At 62.8% G+C, this 22133-nt stretch carries 16 protein-coding genes and 3 tRNA genes; 8 read left to right on the forward strand and 11 right to left on the reverse strand.

The window, feature by feature from the left end; all coding sequences use genetic code 11:
- Nucleotides 1–91: 91 nt before the first annotated feature.
- Nucleotides 92–844 (reverse strand): 30S ribosomal protein S2, encoded by a 753-nt coding sequence (gene rpsB, locus AC07VS_RS07355; RefSeq protein WP_492346316.1) that lies wholly within the window; start codon nucleotides 842–844, stop codon nucleotides 92–94.
- A gap of 276 nt (nucleotides 845–1120) precedes the next feature.
- Between rpsB and AC07VS_RS07360 the strand changes: the two genes are divergently transcribed.
- Nucleotides 1121–2374 (forward strand): FAD-dependent oxidoreductase, encoded by a 1254-nt coding sequence (locus AC07VS_RS07360; protein ID WP_494750588.1) that lies wholly within the window; start codon nucleotides 1121–1123, stop codon nucleotides 2372–2374.
- 51 nt (nucleotides 2375–2425) lie between these two features.
- The gene (locus AC07VS_RS07365; RefSeq protein WP_494750589.1) at nucleotides 2426–3922 is read left to right on the forward strand and encodes an NAD(P)H-hydrate dehydratase; all 1497 of its coding nucleotides are present in this window, start codon (nucleotides 2426–2428) and stop codon (nucleotides 3920–3922) included.
- Nucleotides 3923–3938: 16 nt separating this feature from the next.
- Here AC07VS_RS07365 and AC07VS_RS07370 read toward each other — a convergent pair whose 3' ends face one another.
- Complete coding sequence (locus AC07VS_RS07370) at nucleotides 3939–4715, reverse strand: SDR family oxidoreductase (protein WP_492346313.1); 777 nt, start codon at nucleotides 4713–4715, stop codon at nucleotides 3939–3941.
- A gap of 54 nt (nucleotides 4716–4769) precedes the next feature.
- Nucleotides 4770–7097 (reverse strand): ribonuclease R, encoded by a 2328-nt coding sequence (gene rnr / locus AC07VS_RS07375; RefSeq protein WP_492346312.1) that lies wholly within the window; start codon nucleotides 7095–7097, stop codon nucleotides 4770–4772.
- Between the two features lie 18 nt (nucleotides 7098–7115).
- Between rnr and AC07VS_RS07380 the strand changes: the two genes are divergently transcribed.
- A tRNA-Leu gene (locus tag AC07VS_RS07380) sits at nucleotides 7116–7200 on the forward strand.
- Between the two features lie 72 nt (nucleotides 7201–7272).
- Nucleotides 7273–7357 (forward strand) — tRNA-Leu (locus tag AC07VS_RS07385).
- Between the two features lie 153 nt (nucleotides 7358–7510).
- On the opposite strand, the gene rimO is transcribed toward AC07VS_RS07385, so the two are convergent.
- The 5 genes from rimO to AC07VS_RS07410 form a co-directional block, all read right to left on the reverse strand.
- The gene (gene rimO / locus AC07VS_RS07390; RefSeq protein ID WP_492346310.1) at nucleotides 7511–8923 is read right to left on the reverse strand and encodes a 30S ribosomal protein S12 methylthiotransferase RimO; all 1413 of its coding nucleotides are present in this window, start codon (nucleotides 8921–8923) and stop codon (nucleotides 7511–7513) included.
- Between the two features lie 75 nt (nucleotides 8924–8998).
- Nucleotides 8999–9529, reverse strand: coding sequence for a polyhydroxyalkanoate synthesis repressor PhaR (phaR, locus tag AC07VS_RS07395; RefSeq protein WP_492346309.1), 531 nt, complete (start codon nucleotides 9527–9529; stop codon nucleotides 8999–9001).
- A 311-nt stretch (nucleotides 9530–9840) separates the two neighbouring features.
- Nucleotides 9841–9917 (reverse strand) — tRNA-Val (locus AC07VS_RS07400).
- Nucleotides 9918–10001: 84 nt separating this feature from the next.
- Nucleotides 10002–12215 carry a RelA/SpoT family protein gene (locus AC07VS_RS07405; RefSeq protein ID WP_492346308.1) on the reverse strand — a complete coding sequence of 738 codons (2214 nt, stop codon included), beginning with the start codon at nucleotides 12213–12215 and terminating at the stop codon, nucleotides 10002–10004.
- Nucleotides 12216–12220: 5 nt separating this feature from the next.
- Nucleotides 12221–13141 carry an alpha/beta fold hydrolase gene (locus AC07VS_RS07410; RefSeq protein ID WP_494750590.1) on the reverse strand — a complete coding sequence of 307 codons (921 nt, stop codon included), beginning with the start codon at nucleotides 13139–13141 and terminating at the stop codon, nucleotides 12221–12223.
- A gap of 72 nt (nucleotides 13142–13213) precedes the next feature.
- On the opposite strand from AC07VS_RS07410, the gene AC07VS_RS07415 reads away from it, so the two are divergent.
- Nucleotides 13214–13996 carry a 3-hydroxybutyrate dehydrogenase gene (locus AC07VS_RS07415; RefSeq protein ID WP_492346306.1) on the forward strand — a complete coding sequence of 261 codons (783 nt, stop codon included), beginning with the start codon at nucleotides 13214–13216 and terminating at the stop codon, nucleotides 13994–13996.
- A 77-nt stretch (nucleotides 13997–14073) separates the two neighbouring features.
- Here the strand turns inward: AC07VS_RS07415 and AC07VS_RS07420 are convergent, their stop codons facing one another.
- On the reverse strand, nucleotides 14074–14787 hold the full coding sequence (locus AC07VS_RS07420) for an SIMPL domain-containing protein (protein WP_492346662.1): 714 nt from the start codon (nucleotides 14785–14787) through the stop codon (nucleotides 14074–14076).
- A 265-nt stretch (nucleotides 14788–15052) separates the two neighbouring features.
- Between AC07VS_RS07420 and ompR the strand changes: the two genes are divergently transcribed.
- Both ompR and AC07VS_RS07430 read left to right on the forward strand, forming a co-directional pair.
- Nucleotides 15053–15784, forward strand: a complete 732-nt coding sequence (gene ompR / locus AC07VS_RS07425; RefSeq protein ID WP_492346305.1) for an osmolarity response regulator transcription factor OmpR — start codon at nucleotides 15053–15055, stop codon at nucleotides 15782–15784.
- A 114-nt stretch (nucleotides 15785–15898) separates the two neighbouring features.
- Nucleotides 15899–17287, forward strand: a complete 1389-nt coding sequence (locus tag AC07VS_RS07430; RefSeq protein ID WP_492346661.1) for an ATP-binding protein — start codon at nucleotides 15899–15901, stop codon at nucleotides 17285–17287.
- Between the two features lie 40 nt (nucleotides 17288–17327).
- On the opposite strand, the gene ispF is transcribed toward AC07VS_RS07430, so the two are convergent.
- Entirely contained in the window at nucleotides 17328–17804 is a 477-nt protein-coding gene (gene ispF / locus AC07VS_RS07435) for a 2-C-methyl-D-erythritol 2,4-cyclodiphosphate synthase (RefSeq protein ID WP_492346304.1), read from the reverse strand.
- Complete coding sequence (ispD, locus tag AC07VS_RS07440; protein ID WP_492346303.1) at nucleotides 17801–18487, reverse strand: 2-C-methyl-D-erythritol 4-phosphate cytidylyltransferase; 687 nt, start codon at nucleotides 18485–18487, stop codon at nucleotides 17801–17803. The genes ispF and ispD overlap by 4 nt, the downstream gene beginning before the upstream one ends.
- 161 nt (nucleotides 18488–18648) lie before the next feature.
- On the opposite strand from ispD, the gene mfd reads away from it, so the two are divergent.
- Nucleotides 18649–22131 carry a transcription-repair coupling factor gene (gene mfd, locus AC07VS_RS07445; RefSeq protein WP_494750591.1) on the forward strand — a complete coding sequence of 1161 codons (3483 nt, stop codon included), beginning with the start codon at nucleotides 18649–18651 and terminating at the stop codon, nucleotides 22129–22131.
- Nucleotides 22132–22133: the final 2 nt, after the last annotated feature.

Raw genomic sequence — 22133 nt, forward strand, 5'->3', positions numbered from 1 at the left:
TTCAAGTCAAAACGTTGTTGATGGGCTAAAAAAAAGGGGGCAACTAAGCCCCACTTTCTTCGCGACCCTTCGGAATTCGCGCGGGGCAAACTCAGGCAGCCGATTCTTCGACTTCCACGAATTCGTCGCCGCCTTCAGCAGCCACAGCCTTGACCACTTCGTTACCGGCTTCTGCACGGCCAGCGATGATGGCGTCAGCAATGCCACGGGCATACAAAGCCACGGCCTTGGCCGAGTCATCGTTGCCGGGGATCACGTAGTCGATGCCTTCGGGCGAGTGGTTGGAGTCAACCACACCAATCAGCGGGATGCCCAGCTTCTTGGCTTCAGCGATGGCAATCTTGTGGAAGCCGACGTCAATCACGAAAATGGCGTCCGGCAGGGCCGTCACGTCCTGGATACCGCCGATGTCTTTTTCGAGCTTGTCGATTTCGCGGCTGAACGTCAGCTGTTCCTTCTTGGACAGGCCACCCAGGCCAGCTTCTTGTTGTGCCTTCAGATCCTTCAGACGCTTGATCGAGGTCTTCACAGTCTTGAAGTTGGTCAGCGTACCGCCCAGCCAACGCTGGTTCACGAAAGGCACGCCGGCGCGCTCGGCTTCAGCAGCCACGATGTCGCGGGCTTGACGCTTGGTGCCCACAAACAGGATGGTGCCGCGGTTGGCAGCCAGTTGCTTCACGAACTTGGAAGCTTCCTGGAACATCGGCAGCGACTTTTCCAGGTTGATGATGTGGATCTTGTTGCGATGGCCGAAGATGAAGGGGGCCATCTTGGGGTTCCAGAAGCGGGTTTGGTGACCGAAGTGGACACCGGCTTCCAGCATTTCGCGCATAGTAACGGACATGAAAATTCTCCGAAGGTTGGGTCTAAAATCCAGCCCGACTTTGGCGTTTCTTACAGGGAAAACCCTTGAAAACGCCAACACCTTGATGGGTCTGGTTTGCGATTTGTCTTGCCGTGACACCAGCAAAAACCCCAAAATTATAGCATGGCCAACCGCCTGTCCCGACCGATGGCCTACTCACCCATTGGCAGGTCCGCGTCGCGACAGCACCAAGCCCAACGAAAGACTGGCACCTCCGGTCGACCAAGAATTCACCAGGTGCCCCAAGCAAAGCGCATGAACATTGCCATCATTGGCGCCGGAATCATCGGCGTCACGACAGCCTACGAACTGGCCTCCGACGGCCACCAGGTCACCGTTTTCGAGCGCCACGGCGCAGTTGCAGAGGAATGCAGTTTTGCGAATGCCGGCCTCATCTCGCCGGCCCAGTTGCTGCTCTGGGCAGCTCCCGGCATGGCAGGCAAATGGCTGCGCCAATGGGGCGCGGCCCACTCAGCAATGCAACTCGGCCCCAGACTCGGCCTGCGCGAACTGGGCTGGATCGGGCAATGGCTGCGCGCCAGCCGAGGCAGCCGAAGCACGGAGAGTGGCCAACATCTGCAACATCTGATCACCCACAGCCTGACGCGTCTGCATCACCTGCGCCAACGACATGCACTTGAATTTGACTCCAGCACAGGCCATCTGCTGTTGCTGCGCAACGCGCAGGAACACAAAAGCCTGCAAGAACGCCTGAGCCGCCTGCGCGAAGCGGGTCTGGGCTTTCGCGAGCTCAACGCCGACGAGGCCCGCAAGCTGGAGCCCGCCCTGAACCCGGACAGCCCCATTGAAGCCGCCATCCACCTGCCGCAGGATGAGGTGGACAACTGCCGCCAGTTCGCACTGATGATCAGGAGCGAAGCTGTGCGCCTGGGTGTGACCTTCGAATTCAACACCGCCGTCAGCCACATCGCTCCCGGCCCGCGCCCCTCACTCAGCACCCAAAGCACAAGCCCGCCCCGACCCTTCGATGCCATCGTGCTGTGCACCGGCGCCGACGCCTCAACACTGATCAAGCCACTGGGCCTGAAGATTCCACTGATGGGCATTCAGGGCTACTCGGTCAGTGCCAATGTGCGAGAAGCCCTGAATGCTCCGCGAAGCATCGTCAGCGATGAGCGCCATCGAATCACCATTGCCCGACTGGGTCAACGCGTGAGGGTGGCTGGCGGGGCAGAATTGGGCTACCGGCAGGATGACAAGCGGACCTCCGCGCTGCGCACGCTCTATCAAGTGCTGCAAGACTGGTTTCCAGGCGCCGCCTCCATGACTGCAGGTGTGCAGGAATGGAAAGGCAGCCGGCCCATGATGCCCGACGGACTTCCGGTGCTGGGTGCCAGCGGTATTCCCGGCATCTGGCTGAACCTGGGGCATGGCGACAATGGCTGGGCCCTGAGTTGCGGTAGCGCCAGGCTTCTGGCCGACGCCCTGGCGGGCCAAAAGTCCGAACTGGATCTTGACGCCTGCTCCATCGCACGACTGCACCGATGACCGAAAGGGCAGCGCTGGTTCATAGAGTCCCACCACACGGATAGACACCCCATGCACCGCATTCACCCCGATCGAGCCCACCCCCTGCATCGGCTGTCCAGCACGCGCACACTGGAGGCCACGTGGCTGAAGCAACTGCCGGCACACACCCTGATGCAGCGCGCAGGACGTGCGCTGGCTCAATTGGCCCAGGCACTGGCACCCCACGCACAAGCCATCTGGGTGGCGTGCGGCAGCGGCAACAACGGCGGCGATGGCTGGGAAGCCGCCTACCACCTCCAACTTCAGGGCTTCAGGCCTGTGGTGACCTGGCTGGGCCGACCCGATCGGTGCAGCGCGGACAGCCTCGCCAGCCGTCAGGCAGCCCTGCAGGCCGGCGTGATCTACCAGGAACACCCGCCAGTGCTGGGGCCGAATGACCTTTGCATCGACGCACTGCTTGGCATCGGACTGATTCGACAGACAGCCCCCTCCGGCGACATTCGCCTGAGAGAATGGATTGAGCGCATCAATAGCAGTGCCGCCACCGTGCTCGCAGCAGACATCCCCTCGGGTCTCTGCGCCGACCAAGGCACCCCTGCACTGGCAGCAGGCGCCGTCCGCGCCGATCACACCCTCAGCCTGTTGACCCTGAAACCAGGGCTTTTCACAGCCCAGGGGCGTGACCACGCAGGTACTGTGTGGCTGGACACCCTGGATGTTCCGTCGCTGTCCACACCAGTCGACGCCTGGCTCAGCCCGCCGCCGCCACCTCGCCCCCATCGCCATGGCAGCCACAAAGGCACTTATGGCGACGTGCAAGTGCTGGGCGGCGAGGGCCTGAGCCTGCGCGGACTGGGCATGACCGGCGCCGCCCTGCTGGCGGGCCGGGCGGCCCTGCATGCTGGCGCTGGGCGCGTGATGGTCGCTTTGCTGGATGCCGACGAATCGCACCTGCCGGTCGATATGACCCAGCCCGAGTTGATGCTGCGCAGCCCCGAAGCGCTGGTCATGGGGAACGGCGTTCTGGTTTGCGGCTGCGGCGGCGGCGAAGCGATCGAACGCTGGGTACCCCAAGCCCTGACAGAGGCGCCTCGCCTCTTGCTGGACGCAGACGCCCTCAACCTGCTGGCGCGTCATCCTGACTGGATGCCGCTGCTGGCAACGCGTCGGCAACGCGGCTGGGACACGGTACTCACGCCCCACCCGCTTGAGGCAGCACGACTCTTGGACACCACGGCAGCCAGCATCCAGGACGACCGCCTGGCCGCCGCCCAGGCCCTGGCTGCCCTGACAGGTGCCGTGACGGTGCTCAAAGGCTCAGGGACTGTGATTGCACAAAGCGGCAAGCCACCTCACATCAACCCCACTGGCAACCCCCTGCTGGCCACAGCAGGCACCGGCGACGTGCTGGCGGGGCTGATCGGAGCCCTGTGGGCGCACCCCGGCACCCAGGCCTTCGACGCTGCCTGCCAGGGCGTCTTTGAGCACGGCCGGGTCGCAGACCAATGGCCAGCCCATCAAGCGTTCACGGCGGGCGCGCTCGCCAACGCCTTGCGCCGGCCGTGAGGCTGCAGATCCGCTCTCAGCCCCGACCGGCGAACGGCATCTTGGTCGCCATCACCGTGTGGAACATCACGTTCGCCTCCAGCGGCAAGCTGGCCATGTAAAGCACCGACTGGGCCACGATGTTCACATCCATCAAAGGCTCGATCGCCACCTCGCCATTGGCCTGAGGAACCCCCTTGGCCATGCGCGCTGCCAAATCGGTGGCCGCATTGCCGACATCAATCTGGCCGACTGCGATGTCGTACTTGCGGCCATCGAGAGACGCCGTCTTGGTCAAGCCCATCACCGCATGTTTGGTGCTGGTGTAAGCCACCGAGTTGGGGCGCGGCGTGTGGGCCGAGATCGAACCGTTGTTGATGATGCGTCCGCCCTGGGGTTGCTGCACCTTCATGACCCGGAAAGCCTCGCGCACACACAAGAACATGCCCGTCAGATTGGTATCCACCACGCGACGCCAATCGGCCAGCGCCAGATCCTCCAACAACACGCCCGGAGCGTTGATGCCAGCATTGTTGAACAACAGGTCGACCCGCCCCCAGGCTTTGACGGCGGCAGAAAAAAGCGCTGCCACCGCCTGTTCGTCGGCCACATCGCAAGGCACGACAAGGGCCCGCCCTGCAGCACCCGACTCGTCTGCCACCTGCTGCAGCAACTCAAGCCGTCGCCCCGCCAGGGCCACTGCGTAACCTGCGTTCAACAAGGCCAGCGCCACAGCCCGCCCGATACCCGATCCAGCCCCCGTGACGATCGCGACACGAAGCGCCGAAGCTTCCGATGCAGTGGAGGTATTCAAGGCAAGCTCCTGGAATGGCCGTGACTTTGGGGCACGGCAAGATCAACAATCAAATCAGCGATGGGATTTGCCACGGCCGCCTTTTGCACTCTTCTTCTTGGCCGCCGCGGCCGCTTTCTTCACCGAGGCCTTCAGCGCCTGGATCGGCGAACGAGGCGTCAGGTCGCCCCCCGAGCCAGACCGAGGCGTCCGGGCCGAGGCGTCGACCTTCTCGTCCTGCCGGGAGCCACTGCGAGCCTTCTTGCTCGCACTGCGCGAGCCTCCAGGGGCTGGCGCTAGACCCGACTTGTCACGCTGCGCACGCCCCGCCACGGCCTCACCCTCATGCACCAGACGAAAGTCGATCTTGCGACCATCCAGATCCACACGGCTGACCTGCACCCGAACCCGGCTGCCGATCGCGTAGCGGATGCCCGTGCGCTCGCCACGAAGTTCCTGACGGGCCTCGTCGAACTTGAAGTACTCACCGCCCAATTCGGTGATGTGCACCAAGCCCTCAACATACATCGCGTCCAAGGTCACGAAGATGCCGAAGCTGGTCGCCGCCGAAACCACGCCACCAAACTCCTCGCCCAGATGCTCGCGCATGTATTTGCACTTGAGCCAGGCCTCCACATCTCGACTGGCCTCATCGGCACGGCGCTCATTGGCACTGCAATGCAGACCGGCTGCCTCCCAGGCCTGGGTCTCGGCCGTGGCCTTGCGCGGCTTGACCGAAGGCTCTTTGACCCGAGACGCCAGGCGTCGAGCCAGCTTGGTATGGGCCTCGCCAGGTGTGGGCAAGGCCGGCAACTGATAGCGCGACTTGCCCAGAATCGCCTTGATCACGCGGTGCACCAGCAGATCCGGATAGCGCCGGATCGGACTGGTGAAGTGGGTGTAAGCCTCGAAAGCCAGGCCGAAGTGACCGCTGTTGATGGGGGTATAGATGGCTTGCTGCATGGAGCGCAGCAGCATGGTGTGGATCTGCTGTGAATCCGGGCGGTCCTTGGTGGCCTCGGCAATCGCCTGGAACTCGCCCGGCAGCGGCTCATCACTGACCGACAGTCCGACCCCCATGGCCTTGAGGTAGTTGGCCAGCAACTCGCGCTTCTCGGGGGTTGGGCCCTCATGAACACGGAACAACCCGGGATGCTTGCCCTGCCCAATGAAGTCGGCACTGCAGACGTTGGCGGCCAGCATCGCCTCTTCAATCAAGCGGTGCGCGTCATTGCGGGTGCGAGGCACGATCTTCTCGATGCGACCACTGTCATCGCACACGATCTGAGTCTCAGTGGTGTCGAAATCCACTGCACCTCGGATCCGGCGGGCGCCCAACAAAGCCCGGTAGACATCGTGCAGGTTCAACAGGTGAGGTACCAATGCCTTACGGCGGGCGGCTTCCGGCCCTCGTGTATTGGCCAGAATGGCCGCCACTTCGGTGTATGTGAAACGCGCATGGCTCCACATCACAGCCGGGTAGAACTGATAGGCATGGATCTCGCCCTTGGCGTTGATCAACATGTCGCACACCATGCAAAGCCGATCCACCTCGGGGTTGAGCGAACACAGACCGTTGGACAGCTTCTCCGGCAGCATGGGGATCACCCGCCGGGGAAAATAAACACTGGTGGCGCGCTCATAGGCATCGATGTCAATGCCAGAGCCGGTGTGCACATACTGACTCACATCAGCGATCGCGACCAACAGACGCCATCCCTTGCCGCGTCCGACACGGGCGGGCTCGCAATAGACAGCATCATCAAAGTCACGCGCATCTTCACCATCAATGGTGACCAGCGGCACGTCCGTCAAATCGATGCGATCACGCTTGTCAGAGGGACGAACCTTGTCCGGCAGCGCCTTGGCCTCATCCAGGCAGGCCTGGGAAAATTCGTGCGGGACACCGTACTTGCGCACCGCGATCTCGATTTCCATGCCAGGGTCATCCACCTCACCCAGCACCTCCGTGATGCGACCAACCGGCTGACCGAACAGCGCCGGCGGTTCCGTCAGGTCAACCACCACCACCTGACCTGGCTTGGCGGCCCCTGTTGCGCCCTTGGGAATCAATACATCCTGACCGTAGCGCTTGTCTTCGGGTGCCACCAGCCAGACACCACTCTCTTGCAGCAAACGGCCGATGATGGGCTGAGCAGGTCGCTCAATGATTTCCACCACACGACCCTCAGGCCGGCCACGGCGATCAGATCGCACGATGCGGGCCTTAACCCGATCCTTGTGCAACACCGCTCTCATTTCATTGGGTGGCAGATAGACGTCTGGCTCACCGTTGTCACGGATCACAAACCCGTGCCCATCACGGTGTCCTTGGACGACACCTTCAAATTCATCTGAAAAATTGTTCACTGACTTGCTTTGGCCTAAATTTTTGATATACAATCGAATTCTTCCTGAGATGCCCAGGTGGCGGAATTGGTAGACGCACTAGTTTCAGGTACTAGCGAGTAACATCGTGGAGGTTCGAGTCCTCTCCTGGGCACCAAGTTTAATGAAAACGAACTCAATATTCGCTTTCAAATGAATTAAAATCAGGAAATATTATTGTCGATAGACTGCCCAGGTGGCGGAATTGGTAGACGCACTAGTTTCAGGTACTAGCGAGTAACATCGTGGAGGTTCGAGTCCTCTCCTGGGCACCAGTCTTCGATAAATATAAGCAAAGAGCCGCTGTTTCAGCGGCTTTTTTGTTTTTCAGTTCAAAATCAAAAATAGTCGACCCACAAAAAAGCCCCGGGCACCATGCAATGCCCAGGGCGATACCATGAAGCCGAAAAGAGTTCGGCGTTTCGGCTTCAGATCGGCAGTGCGACCAGGTCATGCCCCTCGGCAGCCACAATGCGAGCCCGAGTGAACTCACCCACTTTCAGTGTCTTGCTGATCTTCTCGGGCGGCAACAGACGCACCACACCATCAATCTCGGGCGCGTCCGCATAACTGCGCCCCACCCCACCGCGGCGCCCCATGGCCGGGGCAGAATCCACCAACACCTGCATGGTGGCCCCGACACGGCGCTGCAGGCGCTGGATCGATACCTCCTCAGCCACCGCCATGAACCGAGCACGACGCTCCTCCCTCACTTCAGGCGGCAACATCCCCGGGATATCGTTGGCTGCAGCACCCTCAACCGGGCTGTACGCAAAGCAACCAGCGCGATCAATCTGAGCTTCGCGAACAAAATCGAGCAGGTGCTGAAACTCTTCTTCCGTCTCGCCAGGAAAGCCAGCAATGAAAGTGCTGCGGATCACCAACTCCGGACAGATCTCGCGCCAACGCTGAATGCGCTCCAGGTTTTTTTCGCCACTGGCCGGACGCTTCATTCGCCTCAACACCTCCGGATGGCTGTGCTGGAACGGCACATCCAGATACGGCAACACCCGACCTGCCGCCATCAAAGGCAGGATCTCATCCACGCTGGGATAGGGATAGACATAGTGAAGACGAACCCAGGCACCGTGCGGCTCAGCCAACTCACTCAAGGCCTGCACCAGCTCCAGCATGCGGGTCTTGACCGGCTTGCCATCCCAGAATCCAGTGCGGTACTTGACATCAACACCATAGGCAGACGTGTCTTGGCTGATCACCAGGAGTTCTTTCACCCCCCCCTCGAAAAGGGCGCGAGCCTCTTTCAACACATCACCGACAGGGCGCGAAACCAGATCGCCACGCATGGACGGAATGATGCAGAAAGTGCAACGGTGATTGCAGCCTTCGCTGATCTTCAAATACGCATAGTGACGCGGGGTCAGCTTGATGCCTGCCTCCCCAAAGGCATTGGGCACCAGATCAATGAAAGGATCGTGGGGTTTGGGCAGATGCTGATGCACTGCATCCATCACCTCCTGAGTGGCGTGAGGCCCCGTGACCGCCAGCACGCTCGGGTGCATTTGGCGCACCAGATTCTCCCCACCCTGAGCCTGCTTGGCCCCCAAACAACCCGTGACGATCACCTTGCCGTTCTCAGCCAACGCCTCGCCAATTGTGTCGAGACTCTCCTTGACGGCGTCATCGATGAATCCACAGGTATTGACGATGACGATATCGGCACCCTCAAAGGTTTTGGAGGTCTGATAACCCTCTGCACTGAGCTGGGTCAGGATCAATTCGGAGTCGGTCAACGCCTTGGGACACCCAAGACTGACGAACCCAACACGGGGGACTGGCTGGGCCGAACCGGCGGGAGAGGGGGGAACAAGAACTTCACTCATCGGCGTATTGTCCCAGTTCTTGCCGACAACAGGCCAGGGCCAGCGCAATACCCGCCACCCAGGCCTCGAAAAAACTCAGCGCTTCAGACCAAAAGCCCCCAGCATCTGCTCGGTCTGCTTCTGCATCTGCTCCTGCATCTGAGTGAGCAGAGATTTGGACTGCTCGGTGTACCCGCCCATCATGCTCTGCAGCACGGGCGACTGCATGCTCATGAATTGCGCCCACATCTCCGGCGAAATACTCTTGGATTGAGCCGTCAACTGGGTCTGCATGTCAGAGAAGGCCTGGATGTTCTTTTCGATGTAAGAACCCATGAAGCCCTGCATGGCATGCCCATAGAAACGGATGATGCTGGACAACACCGCCTCCGTGAACATGGGGGCGCCACCCGCCTCCTCCTCGAGGATGATCTGCAAAAGGATGCTTCGCGTCAGATCATCATTCGTCTTCGCATCGCGAACCACAAACGATTCGCTGTCCATCACCAACTGACGCACCTCAGCCAAAGTGATGTAGGTGGAGGTGTCGGTATCGTACAGGCGCCGATTCGGGTACTTCTTGATGATCCGCTGAGACGGTTTGGCGGCTGCTTTCTTGCTTTGCACGTATGAGGCTCCTCGATCCTGGACAGACCGAAATATCGATGGGATCGTCACATTCTAGGGAGCACACCCGAGGCGACAGCCAAGGTTTACCCTGACCGTCTATTGTCAACCCGAACGCCACGAACAAAGACAATCTTTCCCGACCCAATGCTGCAGCACCGCCACAGCGCAACGCAGCGAGAATGCGGATCAGATCGAAAGCAGAAAAAGAAAAAGCCACCCATTGGGTGGCTTTTCAAGTTTGGAAGCTCTTGGGCTTCCGGGTCAGTTTACCGATGTTGCGAAGTCTGGTTATCTTCGCTCGGATAAACTGGTAGGCGCGATTGGACTCGAACCAACGACCCCCACCATGTCAAGGTGGTGCTCTAACCAGCTGAGCTACGCGCCTGTCTGTATTCGAGAATGTAGAGTATACAGCTGAAATTTCCTGTTTTTAGAAAAAACACAAAAAAGTTGAAATTCCCGCTTCAACTCAACGGCGCTTGGCCCACCTCACTCCTGGGACTGAAGCCACCAGCGACAACACCTTGCTCAGGCGCGCCGAATCCGAGACCTCCACCGTAAAAGTCATCCAGGCTGTTCCTTTGACGGACTGCGTCTGCACACCAATCACATTGGTCTTCTCGCGGGCGAAGACTTCTGAAATGTCGCGCAGCAACCCTTGTCGATCGGCCGCCTCGACGGCCACATCGACCGGATACCGAGCCAGGTCCTCGCCCTTGGCCCGCCCCCACTCCACCTCAATGACCCGCTCAGAACTGCGCGCAGCCATTTCACGGAAGTTGCTGCAATCAAGCCGATGCACACTGACGCCCTTGCCCCGGGTCACAAAGCCGCCGATGGCATCCGGTGGTGCGGGCTTGCAGCACTTGGCCAGTTGGGTCATCAATGAATCAATCCCCACCACCAGCACACCGCCCTTGGGGGCCTTTTCAACGTTGCGCGATTTCTTCAGCAGCAGGTAATCATCGGGCTCCAGCACCGGTTCAGGCGGGCGCAGCAGGTTCTCGATGTTGCGCAGCGAGAACTCATCCTTGCCCACCACCTCGAACAAGGCATCGGCTGACTTGAACCCCAACTGCGACGCCAGGTCGACCAATTTGATCGCCGTCTTGCCTTCGCGCTGCAGCAGCTTCTCGACGGCTTCGCGCCCTCGGGCGATGGTCTCATGCGTGATCTGAGCGTTGAACCAGGCCCGCACCTTGGCGCGGGCGCGGTTGCTGTTCAAGAAGCCGAGTTCGGCATTCAACCAATCCCGCGACGGCCCGCCCTCCTTGGCAGCCACGATCTCCACCGTCTGACCGTTTTGCAACGAGGTGTTCAAGGGCACCATGGCGCCGTCGATGCGGGCGCCGCGACACCGGTGCCCCACGTCGGTGTGCACCGCGTAGGCAAAATCGACCGGCGTGCCCCCCTGGGGCAGCTCGACGATGGCGGCATTGGGTGTCAGCACATAGATGCGATCTTCAAACAGCCCACCACTGGGCTGGGTGCCCGACAGGTCGCGCTCCCAGGCCAGCAACTGCCGCAGCACGGCGATCTTGGCGTCGTACTCGCTGCTGGCCGACACCCCGGCATAGCCCTTGGTTCCGGCTTCTTTATAGGCCCAGTGAGCAGCCACGCCGTGCTCTGCGTGGTCGTGCATGGCCTGGGTTCGGATCTGGATCTCGATCGCCTTGCCAGCCTCATCGCGCACCACCGTGTGCAGGGACTGATAGCCGTTGGGCTTGGGCTTGGCGATGTAGTCATCAAACTCGGCATCAACGGGCGTGAAGCGGTCATGCACCCAGCCCAGCACGGTGTAGCAGTCCTTGATCGAGGACACGATCACACGCAGCGCCCGCAGATCGAACACCTGCTCGAACCCCAGGCCCTTGCCACGCATCTTCTTGACGATGCTATAGATGTGCTTGGGGCGACCCTGCACACTGGCCCGGATGCCCTGGGTCTGCAGCTCGGATTCGAGACTCAGGCGCAACGCGGCCATCGATGCCTCGCGCTCGGCACGCTTTTCATCCAGAAGGCGCGCCACCTCCCGGTAGGTATCGGGCTCGATGAACCGAAAGGCCAGGTCTTCCAGCTCCCACTTGATCTGCCAGATGCCCAGCCGGTTGGCCAGCGGGGCAAAAACGTGCAGCGACTCTCGGGCCAGGCTGGGCGGAATCGGCTGTTTCGAGGCAGCGTAGTACCGCAATGTCTGCAGGCGTGAGGCCAGGCGCAGCAGGACCACACGAAGATCCCGCGAGAAGGCGAGCAGCATCTTGCGCACGTTCTCATGCTGCACAGCAGGATCATCCAGCAGTTGCTGCGCCGCACGGGCCTGCTGCTGGATGCGGATCAACTGGGTGGTTTCAACGGCCAGCGTGGCGAACTGGTCACCAAACACCTTGCTCAGCACCTCCTGCGGCTTGTTCAGGTGCTCACAGGTGTAGACAAGGTAAGTGGCGGCCTGCATGGCCTCCGAGCCGCCGATCATGCGCAGGATGGCTGCCTCGGCGTCGGCATGAGCGAGGGTGCTCTCGCCCGAGACCAGCACCTGATCAACCAGAAAAGGTTCTGCAAACGCGCGGGCCCGGGCCAGGATGTCGGCCTGCCCCTGCAAATCTCGGGCGGTCGCTGCAATCAGCGGCGCCACCGGCTCAGAACGATAAGGCGAGCCCACAGGCTCCACCGGCGGAGGGGTCATCAGAATCAGGAAAGCGGTGCTTCAGCAGCAAAAATGAAGGCGACGAGCGTATCACGCTGATCCTCTGCAATCAGCGTCGGCGCGTGCCCGATGCCCGGTAGCTCCACCACCCGCGCACGGGGCCCGCGCTCGCCCATGGCCTGGGCGGTCATCGGTGACAGCAGATCGGACTGAGCACCACGCAGCAACAGCGTCTGGGCCTGGATCTGGTCATACAGCTGCCACAGTGCCGCCTCGCCGCGCTGCGCGTCTTCTTCCTGCAAGGCGCGAAAGGGCACGGCAATTGCCGGGTCGTAGTGCAAACCCAGGCCACCGCCTGGCAACTCACGCAGCATGGGACGGGTCAGCGCGAGCCATTGTTCGGGCGTGTGGGGCCCGAAACCCGAGGAAATCAACCAAAGCGCCGCAGCCGCCTGCTTTTCATCGGCAAACTGCACGGGCTGCCCCAGATACGCGCCGATGCGTTGCAAGGCACTCCATTGGATCACCGGCCCCACGTCATTGAGCACCAGACGACGCACAGGCTGCGGCAGGGGCAGGCCAGGCTGCCCCGCCAACACCATGCCGATCAGGCCGCCCATGCTGGTGCCGACCCAGTCCAGGACCGCGATCGGTGCCTGCTGCTGCAGCTGCGCCAGCAAGGCCATCATGTCCGCCGCGTACTGCGGGATCTGGTAATGGGCCGGGTTGCTCAGCCGATCGCTGTGGCCACGGCCGACCACGTCAGGGCAGATCACCCGCACAGGGTGCTCGGCGCGGGCCACCAAATCCTGCGCCAGCACATCGAAGTCGCGCCCCTGCCTCGAAAGACCATGCACGCAAACAATCACGTGCGCGGCCTGCGCATCACCCCAAGCCCAATAGGCCATGCGGTGCCCGCCATCGGCGTCCGGACAGCTTACGTAGTTCAGCGTAGGATCATTCATGGTGCCTTCCAGGGCCAGTTCTCGGCTCGATAATCTTTGTTCACTGCATCCTAATTGATCTGGAGATTCCTCATGTTGAATGGCAAGACAGCTCTTGTGACCGGCTCCACCAGCGGCATCGGTCTGGGCATCGCGAAGGCGCTGGCCCGCCAGGGCGCCAACCTGATCCTGAATGGTTTTGGCGACGCCTCGGCGCCTCAGGCCGAAGTGGCAGAAGCCGGCAAAGCCCATGGCGTGCAGGTGGCCTTCCACGGCGCAGACATGAGCAAGCCTGCCGAGATCGCCGACATGATCGAATTCGCGAACACCCGTTTTGGCGGCGTTGACATCCTGGTCAACAACGCGGGCATTCAGCACGTGGCCCGGGTGGAGGATTTTCCCGTCGAGAAGTGGGACGCCATCCTGGCCATCAACCTGTCCAGCGCGTTCCATGCCACCCGCCTGGCCCTGCCCGGCATGAAAACCAAGAACTGGGGCCGCATCATCAACGTCGCCTCGGTGCACGGCCTAGTCGGCTCAGCCGAGAAATCGGCCTACGTGGCCGCCAAACATGGGGTCGTGGGTCTGACCAAGGTCACGGCCCTCGAAAACGCCACCAGCGGCATCACCTGCAATGCCATCTGCCCAGGCTGGGTGCTCACCCCGCTGGTGCAGAAACAGGTCGATGCCAAGGCGGCCGCCAACCAATGGACCAACGAGCAGGCCACGCGCGCCCTGCTGGGTGAAAAAGAACCCTCGATGCAGTTCACCACGCCCGAGGAATTGGGTGAGCTGGCCGTGTTCTTCTGCTCCCCCGCCGGCAACAACGTGCGCGGCGTGGCCTGGAACATGGACGGCGGCTGGACAGCTCAGTAACCTGTATCAGCCACTCCCTGGGATTGCCGGGAATGGCGGGGGCACCCGGGGGGTTGCCCCAGCCCGCATCAAACGCCTCAGTTCATCTGAATCGAACCCGACACGGTGACCGTCACCGTGCTGCGGCCGGCCTCGACCGGCAGGTCGGCCACGGCCATCGGCGAAGCCATCTTCGCCTCGGCCGCCATCAGGCGCGGGCGCGGCGAGTAGCCGCCATCGGATGAGCTCACATTCACTTCGCGCAATGAATAACCGGCAAAGCCGAACTGCCGGGTCAGGTCGGCCGCGCGCACCTTGAAGCTCTGAATCGCGCGGCTCTGGGCTTCGGCCTCCAGTTGCTGGCGCTGCTCGCGGCTGAGCGAGAAATTCAGCTGGGTCACGTTCAAGCCCGCGATCCGGGAAGCTGCCGCAGTGAGGGCAGGAATGTCACGCCCCTCCAGAATCACTTCAGCGGAGCCTTGCCAGCCATTGATCTTGCCCTCGCGCCCATAACGCGGAAAAACAGAAAAAGCGCCGCTGCGCACTTCGACCTGGCCCGGCCTGGCCTGCTTTCGGGCCTCGTTCATGGCCGGCTCCAATACAGTTCGCAGTTGGGCCTGCACCTGCGCGGCGTCAGCACCCTCACGGACCACGCCCAGCGTCAGGCTCAGCCAATCCTGCACCACCTCCACCGAGCCCGAACTCTGCAGCTGCACCACGTTTTGAGGAGCGGCCATCGACAGGGTCTGGGCCTGCGCCCCCCATCCGCCCAAGGCCCACACCCCGCCAGCCAAGACCAGACCTCGCAGAATAGAAGATTGAGACACGTGAAAACTCCTGATCATTGAAACACCAGGAAACCAGGGTAAACACCACTGATATCGGGCGAATCACGGCCAAAACGGCCTGAAAGAACCAATTTCCAACAAGACGAACGTCAAGTGCTGAACATCATGTAGGACACCGGCGGCTAGCTAACGAAAGCGCTGTAACAGTATGTGATATCGATCCCAAAACGCTGGCCTTTTGGTTGTTACAAGTCTCAAAATCGCACTTGTTACAAATCAGGTCAAAGCCATGAACACTTCCAATACCCGCACAGACAAGATTCTGGTCGTCGATGACGATGCCCGCATCCGCGATTTGCTCAGGCGCTACCTGAGCCAAGAAGGCTTTGAAGTCATGGTGGCCGAAGATGGCAAGGCGCTCAACCGCATCCTGCTGCGCGAATCGGTGGACCTCATCGTGCTCGACCTGATGATGCCCGGTGAAGACGGTCTGTCCATCTGCCGCCGCCTGCGTGCGGCCAACGACCGCACCCCCATCATCATGCTCACCGCCAAGGGCGAGGATGTGGACCGCATCGTGGGCCTGGAGGTGGGTGCCGACGACTACCTGGGCAAACCCTTCAACCCGCGTGAACTGCTGGCCCGCATCCATGCGGTACTGCGCCGCCGGCCACCGCAAGAGGCCCCCGGCGCGCCCTCGGGCGACAACGAACAGGTCACCTTTGGTCCTTTCACCTTCGATCTGGGCACCCGGGCCTTGCACCGCAACGGTGAGGAACTGCCCCTGACCACGGGTGAGTTCGCCATGTTGAAAGCGCTGGTCCGCCATCCACGCCAACCCCTGTCACGCGAAAAGCTGGCGCTGCTGGCGCGGGGCCGCGAATTCGAGCCCTTTGATCGCAGCCTTGACGTGCAGGTGTCGCGTCTTCGCAAACTGATCGAAGTGGATGCGGCCGCGCCGCGGTATATTCAAACCGTGTGGGGAGTCGGTTACGTGTTTGTGCCGGACGGTGGCAATTGAGCTGCCCCAGGTCAATCGACGGCGCCCATGGCGCCGTTTTTTCATGGTGCCGCCAAGCAGAACGACCGAGTCCAAGAAGACCCCGACGTGAGAAAAAAGAAAACCCATGTGCCGATGAATCAGGTTGATGCCACCAGTCCGGCACCCCTGGAGATGACCCAGCAAGCGCGCGGTGCGCGTGCTCGGGTCAGCCTGAATCTGTTCTGGCGCACCTTTTTCCTGCTGGCCATCCTGCTGATCGGCAGCATTCTGGCCTGGCTGCAAACCCTGCGAGCACTTGAGCTTGAACCCCGGGCCCTGCACACAGCCCAGCAAATCGCCTCGCTGGTCAACCTCAGCCGTGCCGCCCTGCTGCATGCCGACGGCATCGCACGGCTGTCCCTGATCAAGACCATGGCCGATCAGGAGGGCCTGCGCATCCTGCCGCGCGAGCCCAACGACCAGTTCGAAATGTTCGAAGCCGACAACGCCCTGGGCCAGCGGGTCACCGCTGAGGTCATCGAGCGCCTGGGCCCGGGTACCGTGGTCGCGCAGCGCGTCAACCACGAACCCGGCCTGTGGGTGGGCTTCGAGATCAATGGCGATTCCAATTGGCTGTTGATGGACCGTGCCCGCTTCAGCCCGGCCAGCGGCCGAACCTGGCTGATCTGGATGATCACGGCCGCCGTGCTGTCCCTGGCAGGTGCTGCCGCCATTGCCCGACTGATCAACAAACCCTTGCAGCAGTTGTCATTTGCGGCCAACCGGGTGCGTGACGGTGACTTTGACGCCAGCCACCTGGACGAACAGGTGGCCACCAGCGAGATCCGCGAGGTCAACATCGGCTTCAACCGCATGGCCGAAAAGTTGGCCAAGGTGGAGCAGGACCGAGCCATCATGCTGGCCGGCATCTCCCACGACCTGCGCACCCCCCTGGCTCGCCTGCGCCTGGAAACCGAAATGAGCGTTGCCGATACCGATGCACGCAACCACATGGTGGCCGACATCGTGCAGCTCGACGCCATCATCGACAAGTTCCTCGATTACGCCCGCCCCGATCACGTGGAGCTCAAGACGGTGCGGCTGGCCGATGTGGTCGACTCCTGCCTGTACGGGGTGCAGGACGACCCTGAGCTGAAGATCCATGTCTCGCTGCAGGACGACCCCCATGTGCTGGCCGACGAAGTTGAGCTGGCCCGAGTACTGTCCAACCTGATCGAGAACGCCCGCCGCTACGGCAAGACGCCCGGCACCGCCGTGTCGGTGATCGAAATCGCGGCCCGTGCACGCGAGGAATGGGTTCTGCTCAAGGTCCGCGACCATGGCCCTGGCGTGCCCCCGGACATCCTGGCCGACCTGGTCAAACCCTTTTTCCGGGGTGATTCGGCCCGTACCCACGCCACCGGCGCCGGGCTGGGCCTGTCCATCGTCAACAAGACCATCCAGCGCATGGGGGGCATGTTTGTGCTGGCCAACAGCAGCAGCGGCGGCCTGGCGGCCCACATCAAGCTGCAGCGGGCCTGAACCCAGGTGGCATGAGTCGCCTGGGGCCCAGGGGGCAGATTCAGGCCAGCAGCAGCACCACCGCCCGCGCTTCCATGCTCAGGCCCTGGCCCACTGGCCCCAGTTTCTCGGCCGTCTTGGCCTTCACGTTGACCTGCGACACCTCCAGGCCCAGCACCGCGGCAATCCGCTCGCACATGGCCGGGATGTGAGGCATCAGCTTGGGCGCTTGCGCGATCACTGTGCTGTCGATGTTGTTGATGCACCAGCCCTGTGCCTGCACGCGCCGCGCCGCCTCGGCGAGCAAAACCGTCGAATCAGCGCCTTTGAACCGAGCATCGGTGTCCGGAAAATGCCGCCCGATGTCCCCCAGGCCGGCCGCGCCCAACAAGGCATCGGTGATGGCATGCAAGAGCACATCGGCGTCGGAGTGGCCCAGCAAGCCCAAGGTGTGCGGCACCTCCACCCCCCCCAGAATCAGCTTGCGCCCGGGCACCAGCGCATGCACATCCCAGCCCTCGCCCACACGCAGCTTCATGGTGTCACCCCCAGCGCCGCCTGGCGGGCCTGCAACACGGCCGCGGCCAGCGCAAAGTCATCGGGGTAGGTCACCTTGAAATTGACCCCGGCCGCCGGCACCAGCAAAGGCGAAAAGCCCAGGGCCTCGACCGCCGCGGCCTCATCGGTCACGGCCAGCCCGCTGGCGCCCAGCGCCTGTTGCAACAGGCCCAGGCGGAACATCTGTGGCGTCTGGGCCAGCCATTTGTCCTGCCGGTCCAGGGTGCGGGCCACCCGTCCCGCGGCGCCACTTTTGAGCGTGTCGGCCAGCGGCTGCGCCAGCAATCCGCCCACCGGGTCGCTCCAGCAGGCATCAATCAGTGCGCGGACCTGGGTGGGAGTGATCAGGCAACGCGCCGCGTCATGCACCAGCACCCAGTCGTCGCCCACCGCGCCCAGGGTGCTGAGCACCCCCAGGCCGTTCAAAACGCTCTCGGCGCGCGAGGCCCCGCCGCAATCGGCCACATGGCACCCCTCGGCCAGGCCGGCCTGCTCCAGGGTGCTGTCGCCCGGTGCCACCACCACCAGCACACCGGCCAGTCCTGGGGTGGCCGCAAAAGCCCCCAGGGTGTGGGCCACCAGAGGCTGCCCGGCCAGCGGCTCGTATTGCTTGGGGCCGGTCGAGCCCGCCCGCGAACCTGAGCCCGCGCACGGGACGAGCACCCAGCAGCGCGGCGAGGCGGAGGACGAAGCTGGGGATGAAGCCAGAACTGAAGGGGGGTTTTGAGGTGTGAGATCGGTCATAGCAAGTCGCCCATTCTAAAATCCCCGGATGCACACCCCCCGTCATTGGTCACGGGGGGTGTTTGCCATTGCTGGACGCCATGGAACTGCCCAAACTCTCGCCCGGAAAACGTTTCGCCCTGCCCCGCCCCGTGGGTTCTGCCGATGCCTTGTTGCTGGCCCGCCTGGGCTTGCGCGAAAAAGCCGCCGGCCGGCCTACGGCCATCGTCACGGCAGACGCCAGCGATGCCCAGCGCCTGATCGACGAGATTGCCTTCTTCGCCCCAGGCCTTCGGTGTGCGCTGTTTCCCGACTGGGAAACCCTGCCCTACGACACCTTCTCGCCCCACCAGGACCTGATCTCCGAGCGCCTGGCCACCCTGTGGCGCATTCAGCAGCGCGACAAGGAAACCGGGGCCGACGTGGTCATCGTGCCCGCCACCACTGCGCTGTACCGGCTGGCACCGCCCTCGTTCCTGGCAGGCTATACCTTCCACTTCAAGGTCAAGCAAAAGCTCGACGAGGCCAAGCTCAAAGGCCAGCTCACCCTGGCCGGCTACAGCCACGTCACGCAGGTGGTCAGCCCTGGCGAGTACGCCGTGCGCGGCGGCCTGATCGACCTCTTTCCCATGGGCTCGGCCATGCCCTTCCGGGTGGACCTGTTCGATGACGAGATCGACTCCATCCGAACCTTCGACCCCGACAGCCAACGCAGCCTGTACCCCGTGCCCGAGGTGCGTCTGCTGCCCGGGCGCGAGTTCCCCATGGACGACGCGGCCCGCGCCAAGTTCCGCAGCCGCTGGCGTGAACTGCTGGAGGGCGACCCCACCAAGAGCCGGGTCTACAAGGACATGGGCAACGGCGTGGCCACAGCCGGCATCGAGTACTACCTGCCGCTGTTCTTCGACGACACGGCCACCGTGTTCGACTACCTGGGCACGGACGCCACGGTGGTACTGCATGGCGAGCTGGAGCCCGCCTTCCAGCGCTTCTGGCAAGACACCAAGGACCGCTTCCGCCTGATCCAGGGCGATCCTGACCGCCCCGCCCTGCCACCCGAGGCCCTGTTCCTGAGCATCGAGCAGTTCTACGGCCGGGCCAACGAGCACGCCCAGCTTTCCATCCGGCCCGGCAGCGTCGACGTCGACGACAGCGCCAATGTGCAGAAGCTGGGCGACCTGTCCGTGCTGCGCGGCACCGAAGACCCGCTGGCCCGCCTCAAGGCCCATCTGGCCAACCCGGGCACCCAACGCGTGCTGCTGCTGGCCGAGAGCGATGGCCGGCGTGAAAGCCTGCTCGACTTCCTGCGTGCGGGCGGCGTCAACCCGCCGGCCTTCGACTCACTGGCCGAGTTCGAGGCCGAGACCACCGAAGCTCTGGGCATCGCCACCGCGGCCCTCACCGTGGGCTTTCGCTGGCTGGCCCCCGGCATCGACTTCGTCACCGAGACCGAGCTGTTTGCCGCTGGTGCCACCACCCGTCGGCGCAAAAAGCAAGAGCAGGTCAGCGACGTTGAAGCCCTCATCAAGGACCTGGCCGAGCTCAACGTGGGCGACCCGGTGGTGCACGCCCAGCACGGCATCGGGCGCTACCGCGGCCTGGTCAACATGGATCTGGGCCAGGGCAAGAACCCCGATGGCACACCGGCCATGCAAGAGTTCCTGCACCTGGAGTACGCCGACAAGGCCGTGCTGTATGTGCCGGTCAGCCAGTTGCAGCAGATCAGCCGCTACACCGGCGTCAGTGCCGACGAGGCCCCGCTGCACAAGCTCGGCAGTGGCCAGTGGGACAAGGCCAAGCGCCGAGCCGCTGAACAGGTGCGCGATGCGGCGGCTGAACTGCTCAATATCTATGCCCGCCGCGCGGCCCGCGAAGGTCATGCCTTCCGCTACTCGCCGCAGGACTACGAGGTGTTTGCCAACGACTTCGGCTTCGAAGAAACCGCTGACCAGCGCGCCGCCATCCATGCCGTGATCCAGGACATGATCAGCCCCCGCCCCATGGACCGACTGGTCTGCGGCGACGTGGGCTTTGGCAAGACCGAGGTGGCCCTGCGGGCCGCCTTCGTGGCCGTGACCGGCGGACGCCAGGTGGCGTTTCTGGCCCCCACCACCCTGCTGGCCGAGCAGCACTACCAGACCCTGGTGGACCGCTTTGCCAAATGGCCTGTGAAGATCGCAGAGATGAGCCGCTTCCGCTCGGCCAAAGAGATCAGCGCGGCCGCCAAGGGCATTGCCGAAGGCACGGTCGACATCGTGGTCGGCACCCATAAGCTGCTCAGCGAAAGCGTCAAGTTCAAGAACCTGGGCCTGCTGATCATCGACGAGGAACACCGCTTCGGCGTGCGCCACAAAGAGGCCATGAAGGCCCTGCGTGCCGAGGTGGACGTGCTCACCCTCACCGCCACCCCGATTCCGCGCACCCTGGGCATGGCCCTGGAAGGCCTGCGCGACCTCAGCGTGATCGCCACGGCACCCCAGCGCCGCCTGGCCATCAAGACCTTTGTGCGCAACGAAGGCACCGGTGTCATCCGCGAGGCCGTGCTGCGCGAGCTCAAGCGGGGCGGCCAGGTCTACTTTCTGCACAACGAGGTCGAGACCATCGAGAACCGGCGCCAGAAGCTCGAAGAGATCCTGCCCGAGGCCCGCATCGCCATCGCCCATGGCCAGATGCCCGAACGCGAGCTGGAGCGCGTGATGCGCGACTTCGTGGCCCAGCGCTTCAACCTGCTGCTGTGCTCCACCATCATCGAGACCGGCATCGACGTGCCCAGCGCCAACACCATCGTCATGAGCCGGGCCGACAAGTTCGGCCTGGCCCAGTTGCACCAGTTGCGCGGTCGCGTGGGCCGCAGCCACCACCAAGCCTATGCCTACCTGATGGTGCCCGACATCGAGGGCCTGACCAAGCACGCCGCCCAGCGCCTGGAGGCCATCCAGGCCATGGAAGAACTGGGCAGCGGCTTCTACCTGGCCATGCACGACCTGGAGATCCGCGGCGCCGGCGAAGTGCTGGGCGAAAACCAGAGCGGCAACATGCTCGAAGTGGGCTTTCAGCTCTACAACGAGATGCTGTCCGAGGCCGTGCGCAGCCTGAAGGCCGGCAAAGAGCCCGACCTGCTGGCCCCGCTGTCGGTCACCACCGACATCAACCTGCACGCCCCGGCCCTGCTGCCCGACGACTATTGCGGCGATGTGCACCTGCGCCTGTCCTTCTACAAGAAGCTGGCCACGGCCCGCACACCGGATCAGATCGACACCTTGCTCGAAGAGATCGTCGACCGCTTCGGCAAACTGCCGGCCCAGGCCCAAACCCTGATCGACGTGCATCGCTTGCGCGTGCTGAGCGCGCCCTACGGCGTGGTCAAGGTCGATGCCGCCCCTGGCGTCATCACCATCACCTTCAAGTCCAACCCGCCGATCGACCCGATGCGCATCATCGAGCTGATCCAGAAGCACCGCCACATCAAACTGGCGGGCAACGAGAAGCTGCGCATCGAGCGCGAGGTCAAAGAGCCCAAGGACCGTGCCCAGGCTGTGCGTGACATCCTGCGCCAGTTGGGCCAACCCCTGGCCGTGGCCTGATC

The sequence above is a fragment of the Curvibacter sp. GW821-FHT01G03 genome, from assembly GCF_059422285.1.

Bases quoted from the DNA above. Each gene is read 5' to 3' on its own strand.
- rimO (WP_492346310.1), bottom strand. From the start codon at position 8,923: ATGAGTGAAGTTCTTGTTCCCCCCTCTCCCGCCGGTTCGGCCCAGCCA.
- AC07VS_RS07410 (WP_494750590.1), bottom strand. From the start codon at position 13,141: ATGAATGATCCTACGCTGAACTACGTAAGCTGTCCGGACGCCGATGGC.
- AC07VS_RS07405 (WP_492346308.1), bottom strand. From the start codon at position 12,215: ATGACCCCTCCGCCGGTGGAGCCTGTGGGCTCGCCTTATCGTTCTGAG.
- AC07VS_RS07365 (WP_494750589.1), top strand. From the start codon at position 2,426: ATGCACCGCATTCACCCCGATCGAGCCCACCCCCTGCATCGGCTGTCC.
- ispF (WP_492346304.1), bottom strand. From the start codon at position 17,804: ATGAAGCTGCGTGTGGGCGAGGGCTGGGATGTGCATGCGCTGGTGCCC.
- mfd (WP_494750591.1), top strand. From the start codon at position 18,649: ATGGAACTGCCCAAACTCTCGCCCGGAAAACGTTTCGCCCTGCCCCGC.
- AC07VS_RS07430 (WP_492346661.1), top strand. From the start codon at position 15,899: ATGAATCAGGTTGATGCCACCAGTCCGGCACCCCTGGAGATGACCCAG.
- AC07VS_RS07415 (WP_492346306.1), top strand. From the start codon at position 13,214: ATGTTGAATGGCAAGACAGCTCTTGTGACCGGCTCCACCAGCGGCATC.
- ompR (WP_492346305.1), top strand. From the start codon at position 15,053: ATGAACACTTCCAATACCCGCACAGACAAGATTCTGGTCGTCGATGAC.
- AC07VS_RS07360 (WP_494750588.1), top strand. From the start codon at position 1,121: ATGAACATTGCCATCATTGGCGCCGGAATCATCGGCGTCACGACAGCC.
- rpsB (WP_492346316.1), bottom strand. From the start codon at position 844: ATGTCCGTTACTATGCGCGAAATGCTGGAAGCCGGTGTCCACTTCGGT.